This window comes from Piscibacillus salipiscarius, assembly GCF_042685285.1.
In the GTDB taxonomy this organism is placed as follows: domain Bacteria; phylum Bacillota; class Bacilli; order Bacillales; family Alkalibacillaceae; genus Piscibacillus; species Piscibacillus salipiscarius.
Genome location: NZ_JBHUMZ010000046.1, coordinates 1 through 24,565, shown reverse-complemented (window position 1 = coordinate 24,565; position 24,565 = coordinate 1). Strand labels below are relative to the sequence as shown.

29 protein-coding genes and 10 tRNA genes are annotated in these 24,565 nt (G+C 36.9%); 30 read left to right on the top strand and 9 right to left on the bottom strand.

All coding sequences use genetic code 11. From position 1 onward, the window contains the following. Positions 1–236: 236 nt before the first annotated feature. The 4 genes from ACFSW4_RS12960 to ACFSW4_RS12945 all read right to left on the bottom strand — a co-directional run bounded on the left by ACFSW4_RS12960 (position 237) and on the right by ACFSW4_RS12945 (position 4,294). Positions 237–2,018, bottom strand: coding sequence for a M3 family oligoendopeptidase (locus ACFSW4_RS12960; RefSeq protein ID WP_377329773.1), 1,782 nt, complete (start codon positions 2,016–2,018; stop codon positions 237–239). 132 nt (positions 2,019–2,150) lie between these two features. After that, the gene (locus tag ACFSW4_RS12955) at positions 2,151–2,843 is read right to left on the bottom strand and encodes a VOC family protein (protein ID WP_054754817.1); all 693 of its coding nucleotides are present in this window, start codon (positions 2,841–2,843) and stop codon (positions 2,151–2,153) included. Positions 2,844–2,910: 67 nt separating this feature from the next. Next, entirely contained in the window at positions 2,911–3,906 is a 996-nt protein-coding gene (locus ACFSW4_RS12950; protein WP_377329770.1) for an LLM class flavin-dependent oxidoreductase, read from the bottom strand. 142 nt (positions 3,907–4,048) lie between these two features. Continuing rightward, entirely contained in the window at positions 4,049–4,294 is a 246-nt protein-coding gene (locus ACFSW4_RS12945; protein ID WP_054754816.1) for a GlsB/YeaQ/YmgE family stress response membrane protein, read from the bottom strand. A 122-nt stretch (positions 4,295–4,416) separates the two neighbouring features. On the opposite strand from ACFSW4_RS12945, the gene ACFSW4_RS12940 reads away from it, so the two are divergent. Continuing rightward, positions 4,417–5,313, top strand: a complete 897-nt coding sequence (locus ACFSW4_RS12940) for a diacylglycerol/lipid kinase family protein (RefSeq protein ID WP_377329768.1) — start codon at positions 4,417–4,419, stop codon at positions 5,311–5,313. A 3-nt stretch (positions 5,314–5,316) separates the two neighbouring features. Here the strand turns inward: ACFSW4_RS12940 and ACFSW4_RS12935 are convergent, their stop codons facing one another. Further along, complete coding sequence (locus ACFSW4_RS12935) at positions 5,317–5,943, bottom strand: class I SAM-dependent methyltransferase (protein ID WP_377329766.1); 627 nt, start codon at positions 5,941–5,943, stop codon at positions 5,317–5,319. Between the two features lie 111 nt (positions 5,944–6,054). Between ACFSW4_RS12935 and ACFSW4_RS12930 the strand changes: the two genes are divergently transcribed. From ACFSW4_RS12930 to ACFSW4_RS12915, 4 genes are all read left to right on the top strand, one after another. Continuing rightward, positions 6,055–6,525, top strand: a complete 471-nt coding sequence (locus tag ACFSW4_RS12930; protein ID WP_377329764.1) for a MarR family winged helix-turn-helix transcriptional regulator — start codon at positions 6,055–6,057, stop codon at positions 6,523–6,525. A gap of 71 nt (positions 6,526–6,596) precedes the next feature. After that, complete coding sequence (locus tag ACFSW4_RS12925; RefSeq protein WP_377329762.1) at positions 6,597–6,833, top strand: glutaredoxin family protein; 237 nt, start codon at positions 6,597–6,599, stop codon at positions 6,831–6,833. Positions 6,834–6,893: 60 nt separating this feature from the next. Further along, on the top strand, positions 6,894–7,238 hold the full coding sequence (locus tag ACFSW4_RS12920; RefSeq protein WP_377329760.1) for a YppG family protein: 345 nt from the start codon (positions 6,894–6,896) through the stop codon (positions 7,236–7,238). A gap of 80 nt (positions 7,239–7,318) precedes the next feature. After that, positions 7,319–8,836, top strand: a complete 1,518-nt coding sequence (locus tag ACFSW4_RS12915; protein WP_377329758.1) for an MFS transporter — start codon at positions 7,319–7,321, stop codon at positions 8,834–8,836. Between the two features lie 34 nt (positions 8,837–8,870). Here ACFSW4_RS12915 and ACFSW4_RS12910 read toward each other — a convergent pair whose 3' ends face one another. From ACFSW4_RS12910 to ACFSW4_RS12900, 3 genes are all read right to left on the bottom strand, one after another. Next, positions 8,871–9,725 (bottom strand): DegV family protein, encoded by an 855-nt coding sequence (locus ACFSW4_RS12910; RefSeq protein WP_377329756.1) that lies wholly within the window; start codon positions 9,723–9,725, stop codon positions 8,871–8,873. Between the two features lie 38 nt (positions 9,726–9,763). Continuing rightward, positions 9,764–10,663 carry a DMT family transporter gene (locus ACFSW4_RS12905; RefSeq protein ID WP_377329754.1) on the bottom strand — a complete coding sequence of 300 codons (900 nt, stop codon included), beginning with the start codon at positions 10,661–10,663 and terminating at the stop codon, positions 9,764–9,766. Between the two features lie 61 nt (positions 10,664–10,724). After that, positions 10,725–11,339, bottom strand: coding sequence for a rhomboid family intramembrane serine protease (locus ACFSW4_RS12900; RefSeq protein WP_377329752.1), 615 nt, complete (start codon positions 11,337–11,339; stop codon positions 10,725–10,727). A 119-nt stretch (positions 11,340–11,458) separates the two neighbouring features. Here ACFSW4_RS12900 and acpS point away from each other — a divergent pair, with 119 nt between their 5' ends. The 14 genes from acpS (at position 11,459) to ACFSW4_RS12830 (ending at position 22,440) form a co-directional block, all read left to right on the top strand. Then, positions 11,459–11,818, top strand: coding sequence for a holo-ACP synthase (acpS, locus tag ACFSW4_RS12895; protein ID WP_054754810.1), 360 nt, complete (start codon positions 11,459–11,461; stop codon positions 11,816–11,818). Between the two features lie 157 nt (positions 11,819–11,975). Then, complete coding sequence (locus tag ACFSW4_RS12890) at positions 11,976–12,998, top strand: LolA family protein (RefSeq protein WP_054754809.1); 1,023 nt, start codon at positions 11,976–11,978, stop codon at positions 12,996–12,998. A 161-nt stretch (positions 12,999–13,159) separates the two neighbouring features. Further along, the gene (gene alr / locus ACFSW4_RS12885) at positions 13,160–14,281 is read left to right on the top strand and encodes an alanine racemase (protein ID WP_054754808.1); all 1,122 of its coding nucleotides are present in this window, start codon (positions 13,160–13,162) and stop codon (positions 14,279–14,281) included. A 142-nt stretch (positions 14,282–14,423) separates the two neighbouring features. Beyond that, positions 14,424–14,702, top strand: coding sequence for an antitoxin (locus ACFSW4_RS12880; protein WP_377329750.1), 279 nt, complete (start codon positions 14,424–14,426; stop codon positions 14,700–14,702). Between the two features lie 5 nt (positions 14,703–14,707). Next, positions 14,708–15,058: a type II toxin-antitoxin system PemK/MazF family toxin gene (locus ACFSW4_RS12875; RefSeq protein WP_054754806.1), complete on the top strand. Its 351-nt coding sequence runs from the start codon at positions 14,708–14,710 to the stop codon at positions 15,056–15,058. Between the two features lie 234 nt (positions 15,059–15,292). Beyond that, entirely contained in the window at positions 15,293–16,165 is an 873-nt protein-coding gene (locus tag ACFSW4_RS12870; RefSeq protein WP_377329749.1) for an RsbT co-antagonist protein RsbRA, read from the top strand. 5 nt (positions 16,166–16,170) lie between these two features. Then, positions 16,171–16,530 (top strand): STAS domain-containing protein, encoded by a 360-nt coding sequence (locus ACFSW4_RS12865; RefSeq protein ID WP_054754805.1) that lies wholly within the window; start codon positions 16,171–16,173, stop codon positions 16,528–16,530. Further along, positions 16,530–16,931, top strand: a complete 402-nt coding sequence (locus ACFSW4_RS12860) for an anti-sigma regulatory factor (protein ID WP_377329747.1) — start codon at positions 16,530–16,532, stop codon at positions 16,929–16,931. The genes ACFSW4_RS12865 and ACFSW4_RS12860 overlap by 1 nt, the downstream gene beginning before the upstream one ends. 8 nt (positions 16,932–16,939) lie before the next feature. Next, positions 16,940–17,953 carry a PP2C family protein-serine/threonine phosphatase gene (locus ACFSW4_RS12855; RefSeq protein ID WP_369405090.1) on the top strand — a complete coding sequence of 338 codons (1,014 nt, stop codon included), beginning with the start codon at positions 16,940–16,942 and terminating at the stop codon, positions 17,951–17,953. Positions 17,954–18,019: 66 nt separating this feature from the next. Next, positions 18,020–18,349 carry an STAS domain-containing protein gene (locus ACFSW4_RS12850; protein ID WP_054754803.1) on the top strand — a complete coding sequence of 110 codons (330 nt, stop codon included), beginning with the start codon at positions 18,020–18,022 and terminating at the stop codon, positions 18,347–18,349. Further along, entirely contained in the window at positions 18,349–18,828 is a 480-nt protein-coding gene (rsbW, locus tag ACFSW4_RS12845) for an anti-sigma B factor RsbW (protein ID WP_054754802.1), read from the top strand. Before ACFSW4_RS12850 ends, rsbW begins: the two co-directional genes overlap by 1 nt. Beyond that, entirely contained in the window at positions 18,800–19,588 is a 789-nt protein-coding gene (sigB, locus tag ACFSW4_RS12840) for an RNA polymerase sigma factor SigB (RefSeq protein WP_377329745.1), read from the top strand. Before rsbW ends, sigB begins: the two co-directional genes overlap by 29 nt. Next, positions 19,585–20,187, top strand: a complete 603-nt coding sequence (locus ACFSW4_RS12835; protein ID WP_377329743.1) for a SpoIIE family protein phosphatase — start codon at positions 19,585–19,587, stop codon at positions 20,185–20,187. The genes sigB and ACFSW4_RS12835 overlap by 4 nt, the downstream gene beginning before the upstream one ends. Before the next feature lie 93 nt (positions 20,188–20,280). Beyond that, on the top strand, positions 20,281–22,440 hold the full coding sequence (locus ACFSW4_RS12830; protein WP_377329741.1) for a Tex family protein: 2,160 nt from the start codon (positions 20,281–20,283) through the stop codon (positions 22,438–22,440). On the opposite strand, the gene cmpA is transcribed toward ACFSW4_RS12830, so the two are convergent. Beyond that, entirely contained in the window at positions 22,437–22,565 is a 129-nt protein-coding gene (gene cmpA, locus ACFSW4_RS12825; protein WP_279401955.1) for a cortex morphogenetic protein CmpA, read from the bottom strand. The two genes, ACFSW4_RS12830 and cmpA, sit on opposite strands and share 4 nt — an antisense overlap. Before the next feature lie 146 nt (positions 22,566–22,711). Between cmpA and ACFSW4_RS12820 the strand changes: the two genes are divergently transcribed. From ACFSW4_RS12820 to ACFSW4_RS12770, 11 genes are all read left to right on the top strand, one after another. Continuing rightward, entirely contained in the window at positions 22,712–23,158 is a 447-nt protein-coding gene (locus ACFSW4_RS12820) for a SprT family protein (protein ID WP_377329739.1), read from the top strand. A gap of 187 nt (positions 23,159–23,345) precedes the next feature. Then, positions 23,346–23,420 (top strand) — tRNA-Asn (locus ACFSW4_RS12815). Position 23,421: 1 nt separating this feature from the next. Continuing rightward, positions 23,422–23,512: transfer RNA gene (locus ACFSW4_RS12810), tRNA-Ser, on the top strand. Positions 23,513–23,521: 9 nt separating this feature from the next. After that, a tRNA-Glu gene (locus ACFSW4_RS12805) sits at positions 23,522–23,593 on the top strand. 27 nt (positions 23,594–23,620) lie between these two features. After that, a tRNA-Asp gene (locus ACFSW4_RS12800) sits at positions 23,621–23,697 on the top strand. A 6-nt stretch (positions 23,698–23,703) separates the two neighbouring features. Continuing rightward, a tRNA-Gln gene (locus tag ACFSW4_RS12795) sits at positions 23,704–23,778 on the top strand. A gap of 109 nt (positions 23,779–23,887) precedes the next feature. Next, positions 23,888–23,963 (top strand) — tRNA-Lys (locus ACFSW4_RS12790). A gap of 3 nt (positions 23,964–23,966) precedes the next feature. Further along, positions 23,967–24,049, top strand: a tRNA-Leu gene (locus ACFSW4_RS12785). 65 nt (positions 24,050–24,114) lie between these two features. Further along, positions 24,115–24,188, top strand: a tRNA-Arg gene (locus ACFSW4_RS12780). A gap of 107 nt (positions 24,189–24,295) precedes the next feature. Beyond that, a tRNA-Gly gene (locus tag ACFSW4_RS12775) sits at positions 24,296–24,369 on the top strand. A 6-nt stretch (positions 24,370–24,375) separates the two neighbouring features. After that, positions 24,376–24,452 (top strand) — tRNA-Ile (locus tag ACFSW4_RS12770). The last annotated feature ends 113 nt before the right edge of the window (positions 24,453–24,565 follow it).

The window sequence follows — 24,565 nt, the reverse complement described above, 5'->3', positions numbered from 1 at the left end:
CCGACCGATTAAATAATAATCCTCCCCGCTAGGAAACAGGCCGAATATTTTTTAAAAGGGGCCGATAAAATTCAAAAACAGGCCGTAACTTCCAAAAAAGGGGCCGTTAAAAATTAAAAAAGGGCCGTAACTTTTAGAAAACAGGCCGATAAACTCAAAAAACAGGCCGAATATGTCAACTCAAGCATCATATAACCACAAGAAAAGGCCGGCATTAACCGGCCTTAATCCTATATTTATTCAGTTAAGCTTAAGTATTCCTTCACATCGTTCTTACAAAGCTCAATTCCTTTTTCCCAGAATGACTCCTTCGTAATATCTTCTCCTAAATGTTTCATTGCAAGATCTTCAACGCTCATCACGGCAGTGTCACGTAATAGTGCCATGTACTGATCTTCGTAATTTGTGCCTTCTTCGAGTGCTTTAGCATAAATGCTTAACGAGAACAGGTACCCGAATGTATACGGGAAGTTGTAGAACGGTACACCCGTAATATGGAAATGTAGTTTGTTAGACCAGTAGCTAGGACTTGTTGAGTTAACCGCATCATGATAAGCCTCACGCTGAGCTTGATCTGTTAATTCATTTAATCGACTTGCCGGAACAAAACCATTTTTGCGTTCTTCATAAAAGCGTGTTTCGAATAAGAAACGAGAATGGATATTCATAAAGAAGGCAACACTTCTTTGAAGCTTGTCTTCTAAAAGAGCAATCTTCTGTTCATCAGAATTTGCTTCTTTAACAGATGCGTCCGCTACGATCATTTCTGCAAAAGTTGAAGCTGTCTCAGCAACGTTCATCGCATAACGGCGGTTCAACGGATGAATGTCTTTGAGTGCGAATGAGTGAAATGCATGTCCTAACTCGTGAGCTAATGTTGCGACATTTGACATCGAACCACTATAAGTCATGAAAATACGTGACTGCTGGCTTAAAGGAAAACCAGTACAGAAGCCGCCAGGACGTTTTCCGGGGCGATCTTCAGCTTCAATCCAAGCTTCTTCAAACGCGCGTTTAGAAAAGCTTGCCATCTTCGGACTAAACTGCTCAAAGTGCTTTAGAATAAACTCAGCACCTTCGTCATAGGAAAGCTTCTTTTTATCTGTTTGTGTAGATGCTGAAAGGTCATACCATTCTAGCTTATCTTTTCCTAAAATCTTAGCTTTGCGATATAGGAAGTCAACGAATGGCTCTTTATTCTTAGAGATTGCACCCCACATAGCATCTAACGTTTCTTGTTTCATACGATTAATCTCAAGTGGCTCTTTTAATACATTGTTCCAGCCGCGCTTCTGATAAGTACTTAAACGGAAACCAGCTAAATGATTTAACGTTTTAGCAAAAAGGCTATCATTTTCTTTCCAAGCTGCTTCTAATTTCTCATAAGCTTCTTTACGAATGGACGGGTCTTCATGTGACAATAAATTATTCGCTTGTCCAACAGAAAGTTCCTCACCATTTACCTTCACGGTCATACGCCCAACGATGGTATTATACATTTGACCCCAAGCGTGATAACCATCAACTGCTAGAGCTGAGATTAAAGCTTCTTCATCTTCAGATAGCTGCTCTTTAGCTTGATTTCGCCACTCATTTAAAACAAATTGAAGTTGACTTAGGTTCTCATGTTCAAGCATCGTGTCCCAAACTTGATCTTCAGTTTTGGCTAATTTTTGTTTAAGTACATTAAAAGATGAACCGAATAGAGCGTTGATCTCTGTGATTTCACTACGAAGTGCACTTGCTTTTTGGTCACTCATATCTTGCGCCTCTAAACAGCTAACGAACGCTCCTGCTTGGCTGACATGTTGTAATAAATCTGCTACCTCTTCAAGCTTTTCTGCTACTACACTAGCATCTGAAGCAGAAGTAGGCGTATCAAATGATTTTAACTCATTCGCAAATGTACGAACGCGTGATTTAGTTTCATCTAAGTGCTGGCGTAACTGTGGTGATTCACTGCCACCTTTAAAAAAGACGTCTAAATCCCAGACAACTGGGTATGTTGTTTGACTCATATGTAGGCCTCCTCTAAACTCAAAATATTCTTTCAATTAATCGTATTATACCATATTGGATACTTCGGCAAAAGAATATTTCGACATCAGAAATAAATTGATTAAAAATAAAAAGACCTCCATATTGAGGCCTTAGTAAGATGATTTGAATTTTATTAAATTAAACTTAAACCGAGCTTCCAAACCATTCCCTTGTTTGACGACCAAATTTCCATTATCTAGCGGCCATTTAAACTCTTCTTGTAGCTTTTGATCATTTAGCTGATAGATGGATATTAGTCGTTCTACAAAATCGTTAGGGTTTGGTGAATAAATGATGACTTGATTAAATTCACTAGGGTTCATGTCCTTCTCATCTAACGGTTTGTTTCCTTCACCACTCCATTCAATTAAGAAGGGTAGAGGTTCTAAATTGAAATCATATTTTGGAAAAAGCATTTTCCATTCAAGGTTTGTTCCGTCTGGACGCGTCCGTTTTCCTGGGAAGGGCCCCTTGTACTCAATTCCTAATTCATCGAAATGCTCTTGGTATTGACTAATATCATCAACTCTTAACGCAAATTGAATCGGCCCTTCTTGTTCATGCGCGTACGCATGATAAGCATGTTGGATAAGTGGGTTATCTGAACGCTTAGCCTTGCTTTCATCATCAATACCTAGCCATTCGACATAAGCATTGTTTTGATAAAAAGCTAAGTGGTTAAACGTACCCCAGTGATCATGCTTTCCGCCAGGGACGCCTACTTGTTTATGGGATGAGGAGAAAATCTCTTGATGTCGCTTTGGATCGTTTGAAAAAATAACTAAATGATCAAAAGCTAACATGTTAAACACTCCTTATTAATGAGCTCTGTTAAAGTTTTGTAATTGATTTTGAATCCTTTAACAAAGCTTATAATTTAAACGCCTTTGCTAACTTTGTGTATGATTCTAATCGACGTTCAAAAGGGCTAACGATACAATTAATCATAATTTCATTTACTTTGAATGTTTCAGCTAATGACTCAAGTTGTTGTTTAACACTTTTAACATCACCGACAACCATTCGCTTACGATTATCACGAATAGCTTCTTGTTCATACATATTGTACTTGTTTTGACTTGCTTCTTCTGGTGAAGGGAAGTATTTACGAACTTTACCTTGTGCAAGAGTTAATAAGGCATAATCCAGGCTAGAAGCGAAGAACTCAGCTTCTTCCTCTGTTTCTCCAACCACCACAAATACAGCCACGCTAGCGTGAGGTTTTTTCATTAATTCAGATGGAATAAAACTATTATAATACCGATCAATCGCTGCAGGGTGGCCATCACCATTGATAAATTGCGCAAACGTATAGCCAGTACCTAGCTGTCCAGCAACGGATGCACTGCCGCCACTTGATCCCAGCATATGAATTGGCGGAACGGTTTCACCTAGAGGAGTTGCTTTTACTTCATAGCCTTCAGGGGAGCCTCCAATTATATAGTCAATCAAATGAGAAACTTGAGTCGGGTAAGTCTGTACATCGGGATATTGTCCTCTGTTTAAAGCATAGTTCACCCCTGGCATTCCACCTGGAGCTCGCCCTATGCCTAAATCAATTCGACCAGGGTAAAGCCCTTCTAACACTCGAAACGTTTCAGCGACTTTATAGGGTGTGTAATGTGGTAATAAAACGCCACCTGTCCCGACTCGAATATATTTAGTTTGAGCTGCCACAGCTGATACAAGGATTTCTGGAGCAGATCCTGCTAAACTTTTAGTGCTATGGTGCTCACTCATCCAAAAACGTTTATATCCTAATTGATCTACATGTTTGGCTAATGCAATCGTCTGAGCTAAAGCATCTTGTTCATTATGACCTTGAAGAAGAGGTGATTGATCTAATACACTTAGTTGTAATGTCATACTTGCGACACCTTTCTTTTTTTGAAATATATGGTTTTATTGTTTGATATTTATTAGTAAATTTCAATTGATATGCATTATAATAGCGTCTAGGATGAGAAAAGCTTTTGCGAAATGAGTCGCAAAAGCCTAGTATAAGAAGTTATCGTTTAATCATTTTAAGTACAATACTTAGGATCGCGACAAAAATTAAGGCACCTAATATAGCTGAAATGATAGGGATTCCCATGATTACAGGGCCAAGTGCACCGAATAAAGATTCGCCGATCCATGCACCAATAATTCCAGCTACAATATTACCAATAATTCCTCCAGGTACACCGCCTAGCATTAATCCTGCAATCCAGCCGATTAAGCCACCGACAATTAAATATAATATTAAACCCATGGGTGACACTCCTTTCGTAATAGATGTTAATACTATACCCATATTCATATATAGCCAAAACCATTCTAATCTGGTTTGAAGTGGGTCTAAATGAGGAAAACTATTAAAAATGGGGTGAGACGATGAAGTTTGAACGAGCAGTTCTAATTCTTAATGAAGAGAAACCTGATGATGAGAAAAGTAAATTAATGCAGCAAGTTATTCCGATTTTAAGCTCTCATATAAAAAAATTAAGTATATATCAAACAGAATCGATTGATGAATTACAACAGGTATGTCATGAGGATGTAGATTTAATCATTGCGTATGGTGGAGATGGCACTGTTCATGCTGTTGGAAATGAATTAATGACCATGAGTCACCCACCAACACTTGCGATTTTACCAGGTGGGACTTGTAATGATATCGCGCGTACACTCATGATTCCACAAAACTTAAAGAAGGCAGCTCAGACAATCATTCAATCGTCTAACCAGACCATTGACGTCGCATCTATTAATGAACAGTATTTTATTAACTTCTCAGGTGTTGGGTTGATCACGGAGACATCAGAAAATATTGATGATCAGCTTAAACAAGCATTAGGTCGCATCAGTTATTTCATTAGTGCAATTCAAAAGTTTCAGCAAAGTGAAACTAGAACATTCGAATTAACAATTGACGGTGAAACTTTTACGGAAGAAGCGGTTATGGTGTTAGTGATGAATGGTTATTTTATTGGAACTCATCAATTTCCGTTACCCTCAATTTCAATTAAGGATGAATTATTAGATGTATTAATTATTAAGGAGTCCAATTTACAAACGATCAGAGACTGGTTTTCATTATCTTATGTAAGAGATAAAAGTGAAAATCATCAAATTAAACATCTGACGGCAAAAGAAGTAAAAATTAATACTGAAAACTCTAAAGAAGTGGATATGGATGGGGAAGTCTACTTAAATACACCTGTTGAGGTTAAAATATTACCTAAAAGCTTAGACGTCATCGTTGGAGAAAATTTTGTTGGAGAAGAATAAGCCTTAGTCTTCTCCTTTTTTACATACAGCTACACCTAATGGGTAGTGAACACCTTCACGCTGAACGGGCTCTATTACAACACCGTTTTGATAGAAAAATTCTGTTCGTTCATAAACATCTATAAATAAATGTCTAAACTCCTCTTCAGTTAGCTGATGGACATGGAAAGGGCTTCCGCATGGCTTGCCGCGACCTTCACCAAATGGAGTAGATACGATTAGTGTCCCGCCAGGTTTTAATAATTGATAGTAATTATTTAAAATAGCTTGTTCGTCTTCAATGTGTTCAATCGTTTCGAAACTAACAATGCAGTCAAAGGTACCCAACTGTTCTTTTAAATGGGAGTAAGTAGCATCAGCAACCAAGTATTTAGATTGTGGATGATAATATTCTCCTTTAGCATAGTCAATGACATCTTGGTCAAGGTCGATGCCGATTACTTCTGAAATCATTTTCTTACATCTTTTCGCGATCATATGTGTACCGTAACCCGCTCCGCAAGATAAATCCAGCACCCTACCATGTAGATAATTAAGCGCAAACTGATAACGAGCTATATGTTCGAGCAATAGTGGATTTAGCGGGTCCATGAATTTAGGTATAACGCGTTCGCCGGTATCTTCTAACATGTTTATTCCTCCTTAAAGCAAGTCTATTATGACAAATTTCAACCTGTTTGAAAACTGTTTTGACGCGCCTAATTCTAATCCTTATAATGAGCTTATAAGACAGGAAGGGTGATGGGAATGGAACATGAATTCTATGAAGAGCGAAGAGAAGATCCTTCTTTAAAGTTATTTGTGGTTTTGTCAAAAGCAACAAGAACTATTTTAGATTTAGCGCAAGATGATATGGTGCGCTATGGACTAAATCCAACCGAGTTTGCTACGTTAGAATTACTATATCACAGGGGGAAACAGCCTCTACAGAAAATAGGGGAACGTATATTGTTAACAAGTGGTTCGATTACTTACGTCGTAAACAACTTAGAGAAAAAGGGTTATCTAGTACGTACCCAATCTGAGCATGATAGACGAGTGACTTACGCTCAGATTTCGGACAAAGGACGCGTTTTATTAAATGAGATATTTCCTGAACATTGGAAGCAGATTGAGCGAATTATGAGTGGTTTAACAGATGAAGAAAAAGTACAAGCTATTGAGCTTGTTAAGAAACTAGGACTAAACGCGAATTCTATTAAAAATCGTTAAAAATTTAATGTTTATCTCCTGGTTCATGTGGGTAAAAATTCTATGTAACATCTAGAATGAGGTGAACTACATTGAATAAAGAGTCCGTTATTGTTTATAGCCATGATCAATGCGAAAAATCTAAGCTTTTGAAAAATCAACTTGATGCATGGGGGATTGAGTTTGTAGAAAAGGATGTTAAAGAAAACCCTGAACATCTAAAAAATTTACAAGATCAAGGTATTTTTGCGACACCCACGATATTTATTCAAGATACCTACATTCAAGGACTTCAACTCGATCGAATTAAAAAAGAATTAGGTTTGTAGATTAAAGACAAACACTTATCTTAACCCATCTGTCATAAGATGTGGTAGGAGGTGTTTGCCTTGAGGCAGAATCAAAGTAATACATTTAACAATCCAAATTTCCCTAATGATTATTACTATCCACCTTACTATTATCCGAACCAGCATATTCAGAATCCATACCAACAACCCTTCACGAATCAGTCACAACCATTATATTATGAAGTTCCAAATCAATATGAAGAACAATTTGGTGCCAACTTACAAAATACCATTTCACCTTTTGTTGAATATTTTCAAGACGATCAAGGTGAAGTCGATATAGATAAGGTGATCGCAACGACTAATCAGTTCATGAAGACAGCATCACAAATAGCCCCTATGGTCAAAACGCTTAATGATTTTGTTAAAGGAATGAAACTATAAGTCTTTCCAATTCGATATTGGAAAGACTTATTTTTATGTTAAAATATAAACCATTGTGAAATAGAGAGTAGGCTTTACATATGAGGAACAATAAAGTACCAACCCCCCCTTTTTATTACGGATGGGTAATAGTGATTATCTCAGCAATAGGAGTGTTTTTCTCTGGTCCAGGTCAAACATTTGCTGTATCAATGTTTATAGAACTTTATGAAGAGGAGTTCGAATTCTCAAGGCCATTTATATCTAATTTATACTCAGCAGCAACGCTCATGGCAGGTTTTTTACTCTTTACGATTGGAAAATTAACGGACTTATACGGGCAGCGCTTAATGATGGTCGTTGTCGGTATTGCCTTAGCATTAGCGACCTTTTGGAATGCGATGATCACAGGGCCTGTCATGATGTTTTTAGGCTTTTTTATGTTACGACTTTTTGGACAAGGTTCGATGACATTATTGCCTAACACCTTGGTTCCGCAATGGTTTATGCGAAAAAGAGGGCGTGCATTAAGCATTATGGCAATTGGAGGTTTTGCTGGTGCAGCATTATTTCCGCCGTTAAATGCCTTTCTTGTCCAGCAAGTTGGATGGCGTTCAACTTGGGTAGTTTGGGGAGTGGCGTTACTGGTTATTTTCGTTCCGTTAGTTCTAATATTTGTACGTAATCAACCAGCGGATAAAGGAGAAGTTATAGATGGTAAATCTACAAGTGCTAAATTAAACTTAAGCGTTAAGAAATCGTCAAGAGCACCACTTTTTACGATTGTCAGTATCATTGTACTCATAGGCTTAACGTTAATTCCGACCATACAATCAGCTTTGAATACGACCATTAATTGGTTTCCGTCAACTCTTGTTCGGATTATTTTATTATTAGGTGCAGTAGCCTTATTAGGCATATATATTCGTATTAAACAAACTAAACGACGAACTGAAATTCAGCAAGAAGCATCAAGAAACCTTGAAGAAGATGAAGATCAAGAAATCAGCTGGACATTAAAAGAGGCCATGAAAACAAGGGCATTCTGGGTAGTTTTAATATGCGTTAGCATTCCTGCTTTAACCAATACAGGCATTACCTTTCATTTAGTATCCATTGCTGAGACAAAAGGATTTTCATTAGAAATTGCAGCATTTGTACTGTCATTAATGGCAATTATCGGTTTTCCAGTGACGTTTATTTCTGGATATCTAGCAGATAAGGTCAAAGTAAATTATTTGTTATCAGGGATGTTTGCCATACACGTAGTTGCTATTGGAACACTTTATTTTGTTTCTAGTGCTACGGGGGCCATTATTTATGGCGTCATTTGGGGATTTGCTCATGGTTTTGAGCGAATTGTACTTAGTATTGTATGGCCTAATTACTTTGGGCGAACTCATTTAGGAAGTATTAAAAGTATTGCTCAGTCGACGATGGTAGTAGGATCAGCTTTGGGGCCTATCCCATTTGGTTATTTCTTTGCATGGTTTGGTGGATATCAAGAGATTCTATTATTAATCTTAATCCTTCCAATAACAGCTATGATCTTAGCTATTTTTTCACCAGCACCTCATTACGAAGATTATTATGGAACATATAAAAGAGCTGACCTGTAATCAATTGGCCAGCTCTTTTGTCTTATATCAGTGATTAATCTTCTAAAAATGAGATGACGAGTCCACCCTCACCAGCGTGGGTTGCGATTAATGGACCCATTTCGACTAAAATTTCTTCATCTGGATTGTATTTTTCGCGAATTGAGGCCAAAACCTTTCTAGCTTTCTCTTCACAATTACTGTGTGACATTGCAATCGTTTTACCTTCTAATGATTTAGAATACTCACCAATTTGTTCTACAAGACGCCGTAATGCTTTTTTCTCACCACGAACTTTTTCTGTCACTTCAATAGTACCTTCATCAGATGCTTTCATTAAAAGTTTGATATTAAGAGTTTTGGCGATCGCACCTCTCATCCGATCTAACCGCCCACCTTTAATTAAGTTTTCTACCGTTTTTAATGAAAAGAGAGTCGTTGTTTTTTCAGCATAAACTTTTATTTTTTCAGCTATATCGTGAAAATCAACTTGATTCATCTTAAGTTTAATCACTTCATTGACGAGGAGTGCAATGCCACTTGAAGCGGTTTTTGTATTAATGATTTCAATTTTACGTTCTGTTTCTTCATCGAGTAGCATCTCTTTTCCTAAAACAGCATTCTGATATGTTGCGCTTAGATTCTTCGTAAGAGCCAGCATTAAAATTGGAACATCTTGATCTACTTCTTTAAAAGCATGATAAAAATCATTGGGACTGGACGCTGATGTCTTCGGTAACTCTTCTGATTCAGACATTTTCCTATAAAAAGTGTCAATATCTAAGTCTTCACCAGCTTTGTATTCTGTATCGTCAAAATGAATGTTGAGTGGGACTACTTTAATGTTAAATCGTTCAATCGTTTCTTGAGTTAAATCAGCACCACCATCTACTACTAATTGAAAATCCATGACCTCACCTCTTTTTATACTTTTACTAATTTATTATGCTACTTGTCTAATACTTTTACTTTCTTTTTCTTTGTAGTACTAAATATAAATAGAATTAGACCGAATATGACTATGACGCCACCTAAAAATTGAGACCAAGTCACGAGCTCATCAAGAATGAAAAAGGCTAAGATGGATGCTCCGACAGGTTCGAATAAAATCCCCATGGTAATCGTGGAGGCATTAACCCATTTGATCGCCCAATTGAAAAGTGTATGACCAAAAAAAGTTGGGATAATCGCAAGGGCTAAGAAATATAGCCATGTATCTGATGTATACCCTGTAAACGATTCTTGTATAACTAAATTGTAAATAACAAGTGTAAGTGAGCTGATTCCGTAAACAATGAATGTATATGGAATTAAAGATAAACGCTTTCTAACAGTTTGTCCAAATAGAAAATAGCCTGTAACTGCAATGGCCCCGAGTAAAGCTAGAAAGTTACCGAATAGTGCCATGCCGCTAATTTGGAAATCCCCCCAGCTTATTATGACACTTCCAACAAGTGCAATGAACAAACTGATTACGGCTCCACTTGTAAATCGTTCTTTAAAAAATAGATAGCCACCTAAAAAGGCCCAAATTGGTTGAGTCGTTACGAGTACGACTGAACTAGCCACTGATGTGTGGTTTAATGACTCGAACCATAGGATGAAATGTAGTGCTAGAAAAACCCCAGAAGCTGTAGATAACAGTAAGTCCCTTGATGAAACCTTTACGAGCTCATGCCGATATTTTAGTAACACTAACGGGACCATTAATAAACTTGCAAATAGTAAACGATATAATGCAACAATAGAAGAAGGAGCATCTGCTAATCTAACAAATATGGCAGATGTAGAGACTGCGAGTACTCCGATTGTTATAGCAATATATGGTGTGATTTGTTTTTGCTCCATTCCGCTAACACCTCAGTAACATAGAATTATATGTTTGCATTTAAAATAATACTCAGTCCCATTACCAGCCATCAAAATAACCATTTTTTATTTTATCGATTAAAACTGGACCTAACGCAACACCAGTAATAAATCCGAAGATATGAGCGATGTAATTGATCCCAGGTCCGAATGATGTTAAGAACCCGATAATGACAAACACAACAACGATTTGAGTACTCTGTGAATCAATTAAATCACGTCTAGCAAAAATCATATAAGCGTATAATCCAAATAGACCGTAAATGGCACCAGAAGCACCTACATGAGATCCCATAAGGTCACCTAGAAAGTAGTAAGCCACATTCGCTAAAACGCCTGTTAATAAGTATGCTAAAATAAACTTGAATTTACCAAGCATCCGTTCTAATGCGGGGCCAAATAAAACGGTACTAAAACTGTTAAATAGGACATGCATTACACTACCGTGAAGAAAAATTGGGGTTAACAATCGCCAATACTCACCCATTTGTATGTAAAGATTAAAACCAACCATTAAAGTCCATAAGTCTACAAAAATAGGTAAAGTTATAATCCGAGTAAAAAGATATAAAATCAAGTTAATGGCGACAATAACGGATACAACAGGGTAAAACCTTAGAAACTGCTTAAAACTTTCAGTGCGAACAAAAAACATTGGCGTCGCCTCTTTCTTAAATTTATGTATGCGTTTAAATACGGTTATGAGCACTTTTCTTTAGGATACTAATGATTTGTAAAATATTCAATTATATTTCTTGAAAGCGAGATGAAATCATGATTACAGGGACTGGTATTGACCTAGTGGAATTACATAGAATTGAGCGCCTCATGAATAAAAATGACAAGTTTATTAATAGAATCTTAACAGAAAGGGAGAAAGAGCAGCTTAACAAATTTGACCATATTAAGCGTAAAGTTGAATACATAGCTGGACGGTTTGCTGCAAAAGAAGCTTTTAGTAAGGCAATTGGAACAGGTATAGGCAGTGAAGTATCGTTTCAATCTATTGAAATCTTACCAGATCAGTATGGAAGGCCGCGGATATTTAAAGGTGGAACCTTAGATGAAAATGCTCATATTTCACTTTCTCATAGCAAAGATTATGCAATTGCTCAAGTCATTATAGAAAAATAAATTTCTCTTATAGCTAGTCTGCATATTAAGACAAGTCGTCTCATATAGTGTATTGCGGGGTAACAAATGATCCAATGTGCACATTGTCACCGCAACACGAATAGATCGCTTGTTCCTAAAGAATGAGTAACGATTATGAGGCGAAGGAGTTGTCTGAATGAAAAGGAAACTAGTGCTCTTCATTACTCTCTTGTTTATGGTGGGGCTACTGGCAGCATGCGGAGAGAATACGGCCGAAGATGTTGTGGATTCGCTTAACAAAAAAGCAGAAGAGATGCAAAGTTTTAAAGCTACTGCTGACATGGTGATTGAAACAGGAGAAGAACCACAACAGTTTGATGTACAAGTTTGGCATCAGAAAGATGATTATTACAAAGTTGTACTTCAAAATGAATTAGATGAAAAAGGGAACCAAGTAATCTTAAGAAATGACGAAGGTGTTTTTGTATTAACTCCTTCCATCAACAAAAGTTACAAGTTCCAAAACGATTGGCCAAAACATCATAGTCAGCCATATTTATTCACATCGTTAGTGTCAGATATAGCAAATGACGCTGATCGTGAATTCAAGAGTACCGAAAACTTCTATGAATTTACTGTGAAAACGAATTATAAAGGTAACCAGCAATTACCTTATCAGAAGATCTACTTCCATAAGAAGACATATGAACCAGCTCATGTAAGAGTTTTAAACTCTCAAAATGAAACGATGGTAAAAGTAGACTTCACGGAATTTGAATTCAACCCAGAAATTAAAGAGGGTGAATTCGATACAGAACAAAACTTAGCAGAAGGAACGGTTAGTGTTCCAACTGTAGCTGAGTTAGAAGAACAATCAATGGCGGTCTATTATCCAACGAACTTACCTGGAGGGGTAGAATTTACGAACGAGAAAGTTGTATCAACTGACAATGGTGAGCGATCGATTCTAACTTATGACGGTGACAAGCACTTTAAATTAGTACAAGAAATGTACACTAATTCACATCCGACTTCTGTTGATGTTCCGGTTTATGCAGAAGGAGAAATGGTGAACTTAGGTTTTACAGTGGGTCATTTAACGAATAATTCCCTTGAGTGGCAACAAGACGGTATGAGATTTGTGTTAGCTAGTGATTCATTAACTGTTGAAGAGATGGTTGAGGTTGCGAAATCTGTTCAAGGTCAAGCGATGAAATAAATTAAAGAGTGTTGTGGTCAGTTCATTACCCGTAATAGGCTCCTATTATGGGTAATTTTTTGTTTATGAAGGCTTTTCCAGCTTTAATCTTATTGACAGCACTCAACGGTTATTAAGATAATAATGACAATAAATATTATATAAACAGAAGAGGTTATAGTATGGATAAAGCTGGATATCATCGAGATACTTGGGTCGAAGTGGATCTTGATGCCGTTCGACATAATGTCATTGAGATGAAAAAGCATATTAAAGATAAAGAAGTGTTCGCCGTGGTTAAAGCGAACGCTTATGGACATGGTGAACTAGAGGTAGCACAGGCTGCACTTGAAGCAGGAGCAACAACTTTAGCGGTAGCGGTATTAGATGAAGCGTTGCGTTTACGCGAGCATTTCAAAGATGTTCCTATTCTTGTGATGGGTTGGACGAGCCCTGAATATGCTAAGTTAGCAGCTGAACATGATATAGTTCTAACAGTCTTTCAAACAGAATGGATTGAGCAGGCTGCAAGACTTTTAAAGGGTCAAACATTATCTGTTCATCTTAAAGTCGACACAGGTATGGGGCGTATAGGTATAAGAAGTGTAGAAGAAGCATATGATGTTATTGAGGCATGTGAACAAACTCATGTTAATATAACGGGAGTGTTCACTCATTTTGCAACGGCTGATGAACCAGACCTTAAATATTACTATCAACAAATGGGAGCGTTCAAGCAATGGTTAAAACAAGTAAGGTCATATCTTCCTGACTCATTAACTATTCACATCGGCAATTCAGCTGCATCGATGAGGTTTCCTGACGATATGTTTGATGGTGTGCGTTTTGGTATTAGTCTATATGGACTCTACCCATCAGAACATGTAAAAGAAGTAGAGCCTATACATCTTAAACCAGCATTTTCATTATATTCAAAGCTCATTCATGTCAAAAAGATTCACAAAGGTGATGCTATAAGTTACGGAGCTACTTATAGGGCAAGTCAGGATGAGTGGATTGGTACTATCCCAATAGGATATGGAGATGGATGGATTCGTAAACTTCAAAACTTCCAAGTACTTATTGACGGTAAAAGGTACCCAATAGTCGGTAGAATTTGTATGGATCAGTGCATGGTAAAACTAGACCAACCTTATAATGTAGGGGAAATTGTGACCTTAATAGGAGAAAATCAAGGTAGTTTAGTCACCATGGATGATGCTGCAAAACATCTTGAGACGATTAACTATGAGATACCCTGCATATTAGGTGAAAGAATACCAAGGTTTTATAAAAATAGATAATCTTTTTTGAGGTATTCATTAATTTTTACTCAAAATTCTTTTATAACCGACTTTTTTTCTGTTTTTTCTTTACGAAACATGGGGAAGAGTGCTATGATAAACAATAGATTTTGCTGTGCGAATTAACCTGGGGGTGTAAGGAATGTCTGAAACTTCGAAAGAAATCGTCGTAAAGCTACCTGAGTCTTTAATTAATGAGTGTGATGACTTAGTGGAAAATCATGATGAATTAGATCGTGAAGCCTTAATACTTCAAGCCATTAACACTTATGTCCAGGAAGAAAAGAAACGAAAGATTCAAGATAAGATGCGCCGTGGTTATGTCGAAATGAAAAATATCAACTTAGGGATTGCATCTGAAGCATTTGAAGCCGAAGAGGAGGCTGAAACCACTCTTGAGCGCTTAGTGAGTGGGGTGTAATTAATTTGTACGTAAAACGTGGCGACGTCTATTATGCTGATTTGACGCCAGTGGTCGGATCAGAACAAGGCGGTGTTCGCCCAGTTCTCATTATACAAAATAATATAGGAAATAGGTTCAGTCCGACAGTGATCGTAGCAGCGATTACAGCTCAAATTCAAAAAGCCAAGCTGCCTACACACGTTGAGATTGATTCAAAGAAATATAAGTTTGAAAGAGACTCAGTAGTGTTATTAGAACAAATACGTACGATCGACAAACAACGATTAACTGACAAAATTACATCATTAGACGAACATTTAATGAAACAAGTAGATGAAGCTTTACAAATTAGTTTAGGTTTGATGGATTTATAAACACCTAGTGATATAAAATGCTAGGTGTTTTTTATGTTTCTAAGTAAATGGATTAATTAAGTTAGTTGGTCCAAAATATAAAAACATTTCATCTTACCAAATAAACTTTTCGTTGTGTAGCTAATTATATTAAATTCTAATAACAAGAAAAGCCTTATTTCTGAAAAATATGGCGAAAATCTTCGATTAGTGTTAAATTTGTATATATATACGTTTTTTTGGAGGGATAAAAACATGAACCCAGAATATCAAGAAATTCTGCTCGCAAATAGCGATGATATTATTCGTAAATGGATGGATAGTTTAGAAGATAGTAAGTTAAAAGAATATAAATCAACAATTTCAGACGACATGATTGAGCAGGTTAACCGTGAATTTGTTAACTTAATTTTTGCAAAGTTAAAGGATGGCCACTCACAGGATTCTATCGAACAATTTACTGAACGAATTGTGAATTTAGGTTGGCCATTAGGTTATTTAACAGAAGGTATGCAGGCTTTTAGAAGTGTTTGCATCAGAACACTTATTAATCAATCTGAGACTCAGAATCAAGATGAATTCTTAGAGATTGTTGATGATGTTAACAACTGGGTTGATCCAATAAAGAACAAACTAATTGATGCTTATTCTTCAAATTGGACAAGTATCATTTCTCTTCAAAAAGTGGCCTTACAAGAATTATCTGCACCTTTAATTCCTGTATTAGACGGAGTAACTATTATGCCGCTTGTCGGTACGATTGATACAGATCGTGCCAAGTTGATTATGGAGAATTTATTAGACGGTGTGATTAAGCATCGTGCAGATGTTGTATTAATAGATATTACGGGTGTTCCTGTTGTAGATACAATGGTCGCGCATCACATTATTCAAGCAGCAGAAGCGGTAAGGTTAATTGGTGCAACATGTATCTTAGTAGGAATCAGACCCGAAATTGCCCAAACGATCGTTAACCTTGGAATTGACTTAAGTAAATTCCCGACAAAAAGCTCTTTAAAGCGTGGTTTTGAAAAAGCACTTGAAATGACAAACCGCAAGATCGAGACAACTGGAGAACAAGACGAAAAAGTAATTGATGATATTATCCAGTCGATTGAAAAGGAGTGAGTTAAGTGAGAATCCCAATTTTAAAATTACAAGATTATTTATTAGTTTCCGTTCAAATTGAATTAGATGACCAGACGGCGATGCAATTTCAAGAAGATTTATTAGGAAAAATACACGAAACAGGCGCTACAGGTGTAGTAGTCGATTTGACTTCAGTCGAAATCATTGATTCTTTTATTGCTAAAGTACTCGGCGATGTAGTGTCGATGGCAGAATTGATGGGAGCAAAAGTTGTATTTACAGGAATTCAGCCAGCTGTTTCTATGACATTAATTGATTTAGGTATCCATCTTCAAAATGTCCAAACAGCCTTAGATTTAGAACAAGGATTGGTTAAGCTGAAACAAGAATTGGAGGACAAGTGATGAAAGGGGCCTTAACGACTGTGCCAATTAAGAAAGAGTGGGACATTGTAGGAGCTAGGCAAAATGGCCGCAATTTGGCTAGAGATTTAGGATTTGGCTCTGTAGACCAGGCACGAATTGCGACAGCTATTTCAGAGCTAGCGCGGAATATTTACTTATATGCTGGCAGTGGTGAAGTTTCTTTTGAAGAAGTACAAGGCTCCACTCCAGTTGGAATAAAAATTACGGCCTCTGATCAAGGTCCTGGAATAGAAAACCTTAGTAAAGTAATGGAAGATGGATATTCAACTTCTGGAGGGTTAGGTGCTGGTTTGCCAGGCGTTAAACGTCTGATGGATGAATTTGATATCGTATCAGATGAAAATGGAACGACCGTAACAATTGTTAAGTGGTTGAGATAAGAGAGGTGATGGGCTTGAGCTCAGCAAAGATAGATATTAAAGAGTATCAAGATTTGCTCAAGCAGTATTTAGAAACGAAAGACGAATTAGTTTTATATCAAGCTGAACAATTAAGTAAAGGAATTAAGCAAGATGTTTCGCCAGATGAAATAATTGAACAGCATTATAAAGCATTATTAGACATCTCACCTGATTTGGATGAGAATATTAAAGATTCTTTTGAGTTTTTAATTCAAACAATGACAAGCTATGCATTAGCTTATAAAGAATATCATGACTTACGAGCGAAGCAGTTAGAATTAAAAGCTGAGATTGAAGTAGCTGCGAACATGCAGAATACATTACTTAGCACGAAGGTACCAAAGGTTAATGGTTTAGATATTGGGGTTACCTCAATACCTGCTAAATTAATGAATGGTGACTATTACCATTTTGTTCAGGATGATGAAGGTAATATCGGCGTTGCGATTGCTGATGTAATTGGTAAAGGGATTCCTGCTGCGTTTTTCATGTCGATGATTAAATACGCAATGGAAAGTTTCCCTGAGAATAGAATGTACCCTAAGATCATTTTAGAACTATTAAACCGTGTAGTGGAGCGTAATGTGGAATCAGGTATGTTTGTGACCATGTTTTATGCATTGTATGACATTCATAGTAATGAATTCTATTATGCAACTGCTGGTCATGAACCCGGGTTTATTTACCGTGCCGATCAAGGTGAGTTTGAAGAGATAGATGCTAAAGGGTTACTCTTAGGTGTTAAGAAGGAAGTTAAATACAATCAGTATGTTGATGAAATTAATGAAGATGATTTAATTGTTTTATTAACTGATGGGGTAACTGAATGTAGAGATGGTGACAGGTTCATTGAGCGTGAGGAAGTACTTGAAGTAATTAAAGAACATAGAAATTTGCCAGCTCAACAAATTGTTGATCATGTATACAAATACCTTGAACGCCTTCAAGATTTTAAACTTCGCGATGACTTCACTTTAATTGTTTTAAAAAGAAATTCTTAATTTGTGTTTAAGATAATTATAGACGGGTAAACAATGTATAGTTTATTCGATTGGGGGAGATTAATTATGAACTTACACATTGAAGACTTTAAAGAAGGTCAAGTCACAGTGCTTAAGTTAGCGGGGGAAATCGATGCTTATACTGCCCCGCAATTAAAAGAAAAATTATTAGGACTTTTAAGAGAAGAAAACGCAGACGTTCAAGTCGATTTAGAAAAAGTTAACTATATGGATAGTACAGGCCTAGGTGTATTTATTAGTGGATTAAAAACAGCTAATGAGGTTAACAGCTCATTTACTTTAGTTAATTTACAAGAAAATGTATATCGCCTCTTTAATATTACAGGCCTGAATGATGTGATGAAGATTGAAAACACAATTAGAGGTGGTATGTAATGACTAAACCATTTGATTTTGTAGAAATGAAGTTGCCTGCGAAGTCAGAGTACGTTGGGGTATTAAGATTAACAATTTCTGGTGTTGCGAACCGAATGGGTTTTTCTTATGAAGAAATTGAGGATTTGAAAGTAGCAGTATCAGAAGCGATTACAAATGCTGTAAAACACGCATATTTTGAAGATGACCAAGGCGAAGTAACGATTGGCTTTGCTTTATATGAAGATAAGTTAGAAGTCATGGTGGCAGACTATGGCGATAGTTTTGATTTAGAAAAAGTTAAAGAAGACATTGGACCATATGAGCAAGGTATGCCGATTGATAATTTGAAAGAAGGAGGTTTTGGTCTTTTCCTGATTGATGCCCTGATGGATAAAGTCGAAATCAATAATAATCATGGTGTGATTGTTGTCATGACTAAGTATTTGCAGGAAAATGAGGTGGGGCAAAATGACGACCAAATCTCAACTACACAATAATGAAGACGAAATTTATGCACTAATTGATCAATTACGTGAACAGCCAGGTGATGAAGCAATTCAAGAAAAAATCGTCTTAAAATATGAGAACTTGGTCCATTCAATAGCGAAAAAATACTCTAAAAATTCCACGATTCATGAAGATTTAGTTCAAGTGGGTATGGTAGGGTTAATCGCTGCAGTTAATCGTTATGATGATTCTTTTGGTAAATCATTTGAATCATTTGCTATTCCTACGATCATCGGTGAAATTAAAAGGTACATTCGCGACAAAACGTGGAGTGTCCATGTACCTAGAAGGATTAAAGAGCTAGGCCCTAAGATTAAAAAAGCCGTTGAAGAGTTAACAACTGAAAATCAGTACTCTCCATCTGTTGAACAAATTGCGGATTATTTAGACGTATCACAAGAAGAAGTATTAGAAGCTATGGAAATGGGCCAAAGCTATAATGCGCTATCAGCTGACCGAAGCATCGAAGCGGACGCAGATGGTAGTACAGTTACCATTTTGGATTTAGTAGGACAACAAGATGATGGCTTTGAACAAACAGATTACAAAATGTTAATTGATAAATTAATGCCTTTATTAAATGAACGAGAACAAAGTATCTTACAATGCACATTCTTTGAGAACTTAAGCCAAAAAGAAACTGGGGAAAAGCTTGGCTTATCACAAATGCATGTATCTAGATTACAGCGCCGAGCACTTCGTAAGCTTAGAGAATCGATTTCAGAAGAAGACATGGAGGCATTGTTTTGATTGAAGAACACAACCAAATGGAAATTGCCACATTTGATAAAGCAAAAAAAGGTAATTATTATTCTGGAGACAGCTACTATTATGTAGAATTTGACGACTTTTTTATTGCCGTTTTAGCTGATGGATTAGGAAGTGGTGAGTTAGCTAGAAAATCTTCAAGTGCGGTAATTAATATAGTTAAAGAAAATCCTCATGATTCTCTTGATGATTTATTAACTAAATGTAACGAAGTGTTCTTTAATAATGAATTGCGCGGGTGTGTCATTGGCCTGCTGAAAGTTGATTATAAGCAACAGACTTATTCCTATGTATCGTTCGGTAACATTGGAATTATTATCGTTACAGAAGGTAAGAAGAAACGAAATATTCCTGTATCAGGATATCTTTCCGGAATCCCGATTAATTCTAAAGTGCATAGCGGTGAATTAACTCATAATGCAGTGTTTTTTATGTTTTCAGATGGTGTTAATGAAAGACAATTAACAAATGAATTTTATAAGCATAAATCTATGTCTAGGACAATTGAATGGTATACACTACAACAGAAATTATCCATGGAAGATGATACAACATTAATTGCCATGAGATATAAAGGGTGAAGCTCTAATATCTATAATTATTAATAGGTATTAGAGCTTTTTAAATTGGTTTGGTACAATAAGGACGTATGATTTAAGTGAGGAGGAAGTCGTTTGTCAGAAATACATAAAGATTTAATTCACTTTGTAGCCAATGAAGTTAACAAAACAAACTCAATTGTTGCAAAAGTGATCGAATTAATCGATGAAGGAAATACGATTCCATTTATCGCCCGTTACAGAAAAGAACAAACAAAAGGGCTTGATGAAACAGAGATTCAATCCATCAAAGAGACGTACGATTACCAATTACAATTACAAACACGTAAAGATGAAGTCATTCGTTTAATTGATGAACAAGGTAAGTTAACCGATGAATTAAAACAAAATATTCTACATGCAACAAAATTACAAAGAGTCGAAGATCTATACCGCCCATATAAACAAAAAAGGCGAACACGCGCTACTATAGCTAAAGAAAAAGGGTTAGAGCCTTTAGCTTTAGACATTTGGAAACAACAAGGGTTAAATTTGTCAGAAGAAGCGCAAAAGTATCTGAATGAGGAACATGATTTAACTGACATTCAGGACGTACTTTCAGGGGCAAAAGATATAATTGCAGAATGGATCTCAGATGAAGCTGCATACCGTGAGAAGATCCGCTCTGTCACATATAAAAAAGGGTTAGTTAAAACTGAAATTAAAAAGAATGCTGAAGATGAAAAACAAATTTATCAGATGTATTATGATTACAGCGAACCTGTAAGCAAGATGGCTCATCACCGTGTATTAGCCGTCAATCGTGGTGAAAAAGAGAAAGTTTTAAAGGTGATTATTGAACCGCCAGTAGATCAAATATTAGACTACTTAAACAAATCGGTCATACAACGTCAAGACCTCGAAGAAACTTTATTTTTAAAAGAAGCCGCCGACGATAGTTATAAACGTCTGATTCAACCTTCAATAGAACGTGAAATTAGATCGTCATTAACAGAAGAAGCTGAAGATCATGCCATAGACATTTTCTCTAAGAACTTAAGACAGCTATTATTACAACCTCCGCTAAAAGGCAAAACAATTCTTGGAGTAGACCCTGCCTACCGAACAGGCTGTAAACTAGCTGTTATTGATGAGACAGGTCATATGAAAGAGGTTGATGTGATCTACCCAACTGCACCTAGAAAAGATGTAGCAGGGGCGGAAAAAAAGGTGCTACAACTATTAAACAACTATCCTGTTGAGCTAATTGCTATTGGAAACGGAACAGCATCAAGAGAAACGGAACAGTTTATTGCAGAGTTAATTCAAAAGCACAATCTTGATGTAGCCTATTTAATCGTTAATGAAGCAGGTGCAAGTGTTTATTCAGCTTCTAAACTAGCAAGAGAAGAGTTTCCTAATCTGCAGGTTGAAGAACGTAGTGCAGTCTCAATCGCGAGACGTGTCCAGGATCCTCTAAGTGAATTAGTTAAAATTGATCCAAAATCAATTGGCGTCGGTCAGTATCAGCACGATGTTAGCCAAAAGAAATTAAGTGAATCATTACAGTTTGTGGTTGAAACGGCCGTTAACCAAGTTGGTGTTAACGTCAATACCGCATCTGCTTCACTATTACAATACATTTCTGGCCTGAACAAAACAGTTGCGAACAACATTGTTAAATACCGTGATGAAAATGGAAAGTTGACAAACAGAAAGCAAATTAAAAAAGTGCCGAGATTAGGTGCTAAAACATATGAACAAGCTATTGGATTTTTGCGTGTGTTAGAGGGAGAAGAACCACTTGACCGAACATCTATCCACCCAGAGAGTTACGATATAACGAAGAAACTTTTAGAACAATTAGGTTTATCGACAGAAGACATTGGTACTGAAGAATTAATCAATCGTTTAAATCAACAAGATCTAGAGAAGCTTTCTGATGACTTAGATGTTGGAAGATTAACATTAGACGATATTATCGCAGACTTGAAAAAGCCAAATCGCGACCCGCGTGATGAACTACCTAAACCATTATTAAAAACAAATGTTATGTCTATGGATGACTTACAACAAGGCATGGAACTGCAAGGAACCGTTCGAAATGTGGTAGATTTCGGTGCATTTGTTGATGTGGGCGTAAAACAGGATGGGCTTGTTCACATCTCAAAGTTATCAAATCGATTTGTCAACAATCCATTAGATATTGTATCCGTTGGGGATATTGTGACAGTATGGGTTGAGGAAGTGGACTTAAAGAGAGAGAGAATTGCTTTAACGATGGTACAAAGTTAATTTTCCTGTGTTGCATCTAAATTTTTACTGTGGTAGAAAAACCAACATTGATTTAATAGCCTAATTTGGCGAACATCTTTATTAGCATATGCATTCAACATCTGTCTTTTAAACCATTTAGGCATAGCAATCACCTTTTTAGTAATATTTTAATTTAGTATATGCATGAAAAGTGAATTTGCTCATGCAAATCATTCCATTCGTATACCTAACGTGTAGAAACTTTATTACACGTTAGGTATACATTTTATTTAATCTAGGAGGAGCCATTGTGGAACAACAGGAACTTCAAAAGTTAGTCGAATATACTTCTATAAAATATTTTGATAAACCATTTGTAGGACATGCCTGTTTTAATAAAAGGCTTCGAACGACTGGAGGAAGGTACATACCATCTAAACGTACAATAGAAATTAATCCTAAATATTTAACTGAATTAGGCGAAGAAGAATTATTTGGCATCATTAAGCATGAGCTATGTCATTATCATCCTCATGTTGAAGGGCACCCTTATCATCATCGAAGTAAATACTTTAGAGCATTACTACAAAAAGTGAATGCACCTCGGTTTTGTCAGGTACTCCCGTCTGAAGCTGAAAAGCGAAATATTATCTATAAGTGCGTTAATTGCAATATGACATACAAACGAAAAAGAAGGATTAATTTAAATCGTTATAGATGTGGAAAGTGTAAGGGGCAATTAAAATTAATTAATTAAATTTCAATAGAGTTATTGACTAAATCATTCATTTCATGATAAATTTTATTTCGCAGTCATTAATTCATGCATTTGGACAATCAAAAATAATTTATAAAAGTTTTCATAACTGATTGACAGGCCTTTAAAGATGTTGTATGATATCTAACGTCGCTAGTTAATCAGACACCAAAAACTTATCTAATATTCCAGCGTAGCTCAGTGGTAGAGCAATCGGCTGTTAACCGATCGGTCGCAGGTTCGAATCCTGCCGCTGGAGCCATGGAGAAGTACCCAAGTGGCCGAAGGGGCTCCCCTGCTAAGGGAGTAGGTCGCGTGAGCGGCGCGAGGGTTCGAATCCCTCCTTCTCCGCCATTGAATAATGGCCCGTTGGTCAAGTGGTTAAGACACCGCCCTTTCACGGCGGTAACACGGGTTCGAATCCCGTACGGGTCACTTTTAATATTTTAATAGCAGTTGTTAGGTCCGGTAGTTCAGTTGGTTAGAATGCCTGCCTGTCACGCAGGAGGTCGCGGGTTCGAGTCCCGTCCGGACCGCCATTATGTTGGGCCATAGCCAAGCGGTAAGGCAACGGTTTTTGGTACCGTCATGCGCTGGTTCGAATCCAGCTGGCCCAGCCATTTATTTTTAAAATAAAAGATTCGTTCTTGTTAAATAAGACGATCAAAACGTCTTTTTTTATTGCTTAAAAATAAAGGTAGTTACAATATTATGGTGATTTATTATTAGGAGCCATTAGCTCAGTCGGTAGAGCATCTGACTTTTAATCAGAGGGTCGGAGGTTCGAATCCTCCATGGCTCACCACTTGCGGTCGTGGCGGAACGGCAGACGCGCTAGGTTGAGGGCCTAGTGGGGGCAACCCCGTGGAGGTTCAAATCCTCTCGGCCGCATAATTAGATTAATAAGTTATTGCATTTCCTTCGTGGATTTGATATGATATAACTTGTCGCCATTGGCGCCCGTAGCTCAATTGGATAGAGCGTCTGACTACGGATCAGAAGGTTAGGGGTTCGACTCCTCTCGGGCGCGTTAGCAACTCTAATAATTTCCATAAAATTTAGGGTTGAAATTTTATTCAATAAAGTATATTATATTTATTGCGCTTCATTTTAATAGTTTTGATTTAAAAATCAAATGCGGGTGTAGTTTAGTGGTAAAACCTCAGCCTTCCAAGCTGATGTCGTGGGTTCGATTCCCATCACCCGCTCCATTAAATGGGCCTGTAGCTCAGCTGGTTAGAGCGCACGCCTGATAAGCGTGAGGTCGGTGGTTCAAGTCCACTCAGGCCCACCATTTAATTCGAACCTTGAAAACTAAACAAAATAGCCTGTAGTCAATTCACGTTTTTTACTCGGATTGGCGAGTCAAAAACGATTTAACTATTTAAGCCAATCAAACTACTTTTA

Bases quoted from the DNA above. Each gene is read 5' to 3' on its own strand.
- ACFSW4_RS12930 (WP_377329764.1), top strand. From the start codon at position 6,055: ATGGGAATGGAACATGAATTCTATGAAGAGCGAAGAGAAGATCCTTCT.
- ACFSW4_RS12915 (WP_377329758.1), top strand. From the start codon at position 7,319: ATGAGGAACAATAAAGTACCAACCCCCCCTTTTTATTACGGATGGGTA.
- sigB (WP_377329745.1), top strand. From the start codon at position 18,800: ATGACGACCAAATCTCAACTACACAATAATGAAGACGAAATTTATGCA.
- ACFSW4_RS12880 (WP_377329750.1), top strand. From the start codon at position 14,424: ATGTCTGAAACTTCGAAAGAAATCGTCGTAAAGCTACCTGAGTCTTTA.
- ACFSW4_RS12910 (WP_377329756.1), bottom strand. From the start codon at position 9,725: ATGGATTTTCAATTAGTAGTAGATGGTGGTGCTGATTTAACTCAAGAA.
- ACFSW4_RS12955 (WP_054754817.1), bottom strand. From the start codon at position 2,843: ATGTTAGCTTTTGATCATTTAGTTATTTTTTCAAACGATCCAAAGCGA.
- acpS (WP_054754810.1), top strand. From the start codon at position 11,459: ATGATTACAGGGACTGGTATTGACCTAGTGGAATTACATAGAATTGAG.
- ACFSW4_RS12860 (WP_377329747.1), top strand. From the start codon at position 16,530: ATGAAAGGGGCCTTAACGACTGTGCCAATTAAGAAAGAGTGGGACATT.
- ACFSW4_RS12870 (WP_377329749.1), top strand. From the start codon at position 15,293: ATGAACCCAGAATATCAAGAAATTCTGCTCGCAAATAGCGATGATATT.
- rsbW (WP_054754802.1), top strand. From the start codon at position 18,349: ATGACTAAACCATTTGATTTTGTAGAAATGAAGTTGCCTGCGAAGTCA.
- ACFSW4_RS12905 (WP_377329754.1), bottom strand. From the start codon at position 10,663: ATGGAGCAAAAACAAATCACACCATATATTGCTATAACAATCGGAGTA.
- ACFSW4_RS12940 (WP_377329768.1), top strand. From the start codon at position 4,417: ATGAAGTTTGAACGAGCAGTTCTAATTCTTAATGAAGAGAAACCTGAT.
- ACFSW4_RS12850 (WP_054754803.1), top strand. From the start codon at position 18,020: ATGAACTTACACATTGAAGACTTTAAAGAAGGTCAAGTCACAGTGCTT.
- ACFSW4_RS12890 (WP_054754809.1), top strand. From the start codon at position 11,976: ATGAAAAGGAAACTAGTGCTCTTCATTACTCTCTTGTTTATGGTGGGG.
- cmpA (WP_279401955.1), bottom strand. From the start codon at position 22,565: ATGCCTAAATGGTTTAAAAGACAGATGTTGAATGCATATGCTAATAAA.
- ACFSW4_RS12900 (WP_377329752.1), bottom strand. From the start codon at position 11,339: ATGTTTTTTGTTCGCACTGAAAGTTTTAAGCAGTTTCTAAGGTTTTAC.
- ACFSW4_RS12945 (WP_054754816.1), bottom strand. From the start codon at position 4,294: ATGGGTTTAATATTATATTTAATTGTCGGTGGCTTAATCGGCTGGATT.
- ACFSW4_RS12855 (WP_369405090.1), top strand. From the start codon at position 16,940: ATGGGCTTGAGCTCAGCAAAGATAGATATTAAAGAGTATCAAGATTTG.
- ACFSW4_RS12950 (WP_377329770.1), bottom strand. From the start codon at position 3,906: ATGACATTACAACTAAGTGTATTAGATCAATCACCTCTTCTTCAAGGT.
- ACFSW4_RS12960 (WP_377329773.1), bottom strand. From the start codon at position 2,018: ATGAGTCAAACAACATACCCAGTTGTCTGGGATTTAGACGTCTTTTTT.
- ACFSW4_RS12935 (WP_377329766.1), bottom strand. From the start codon at position 5,943: ATGTTAGAAGATACCGGCGAACGCGTTATACCTAAATTCATGGACCCG.
- alr (WP_054754808.1), top strand. From the start codon at position 13,160: ATGGATAAAGCTGGATATCATCGAGATACTTGGGTCGAAGTGGATCTT.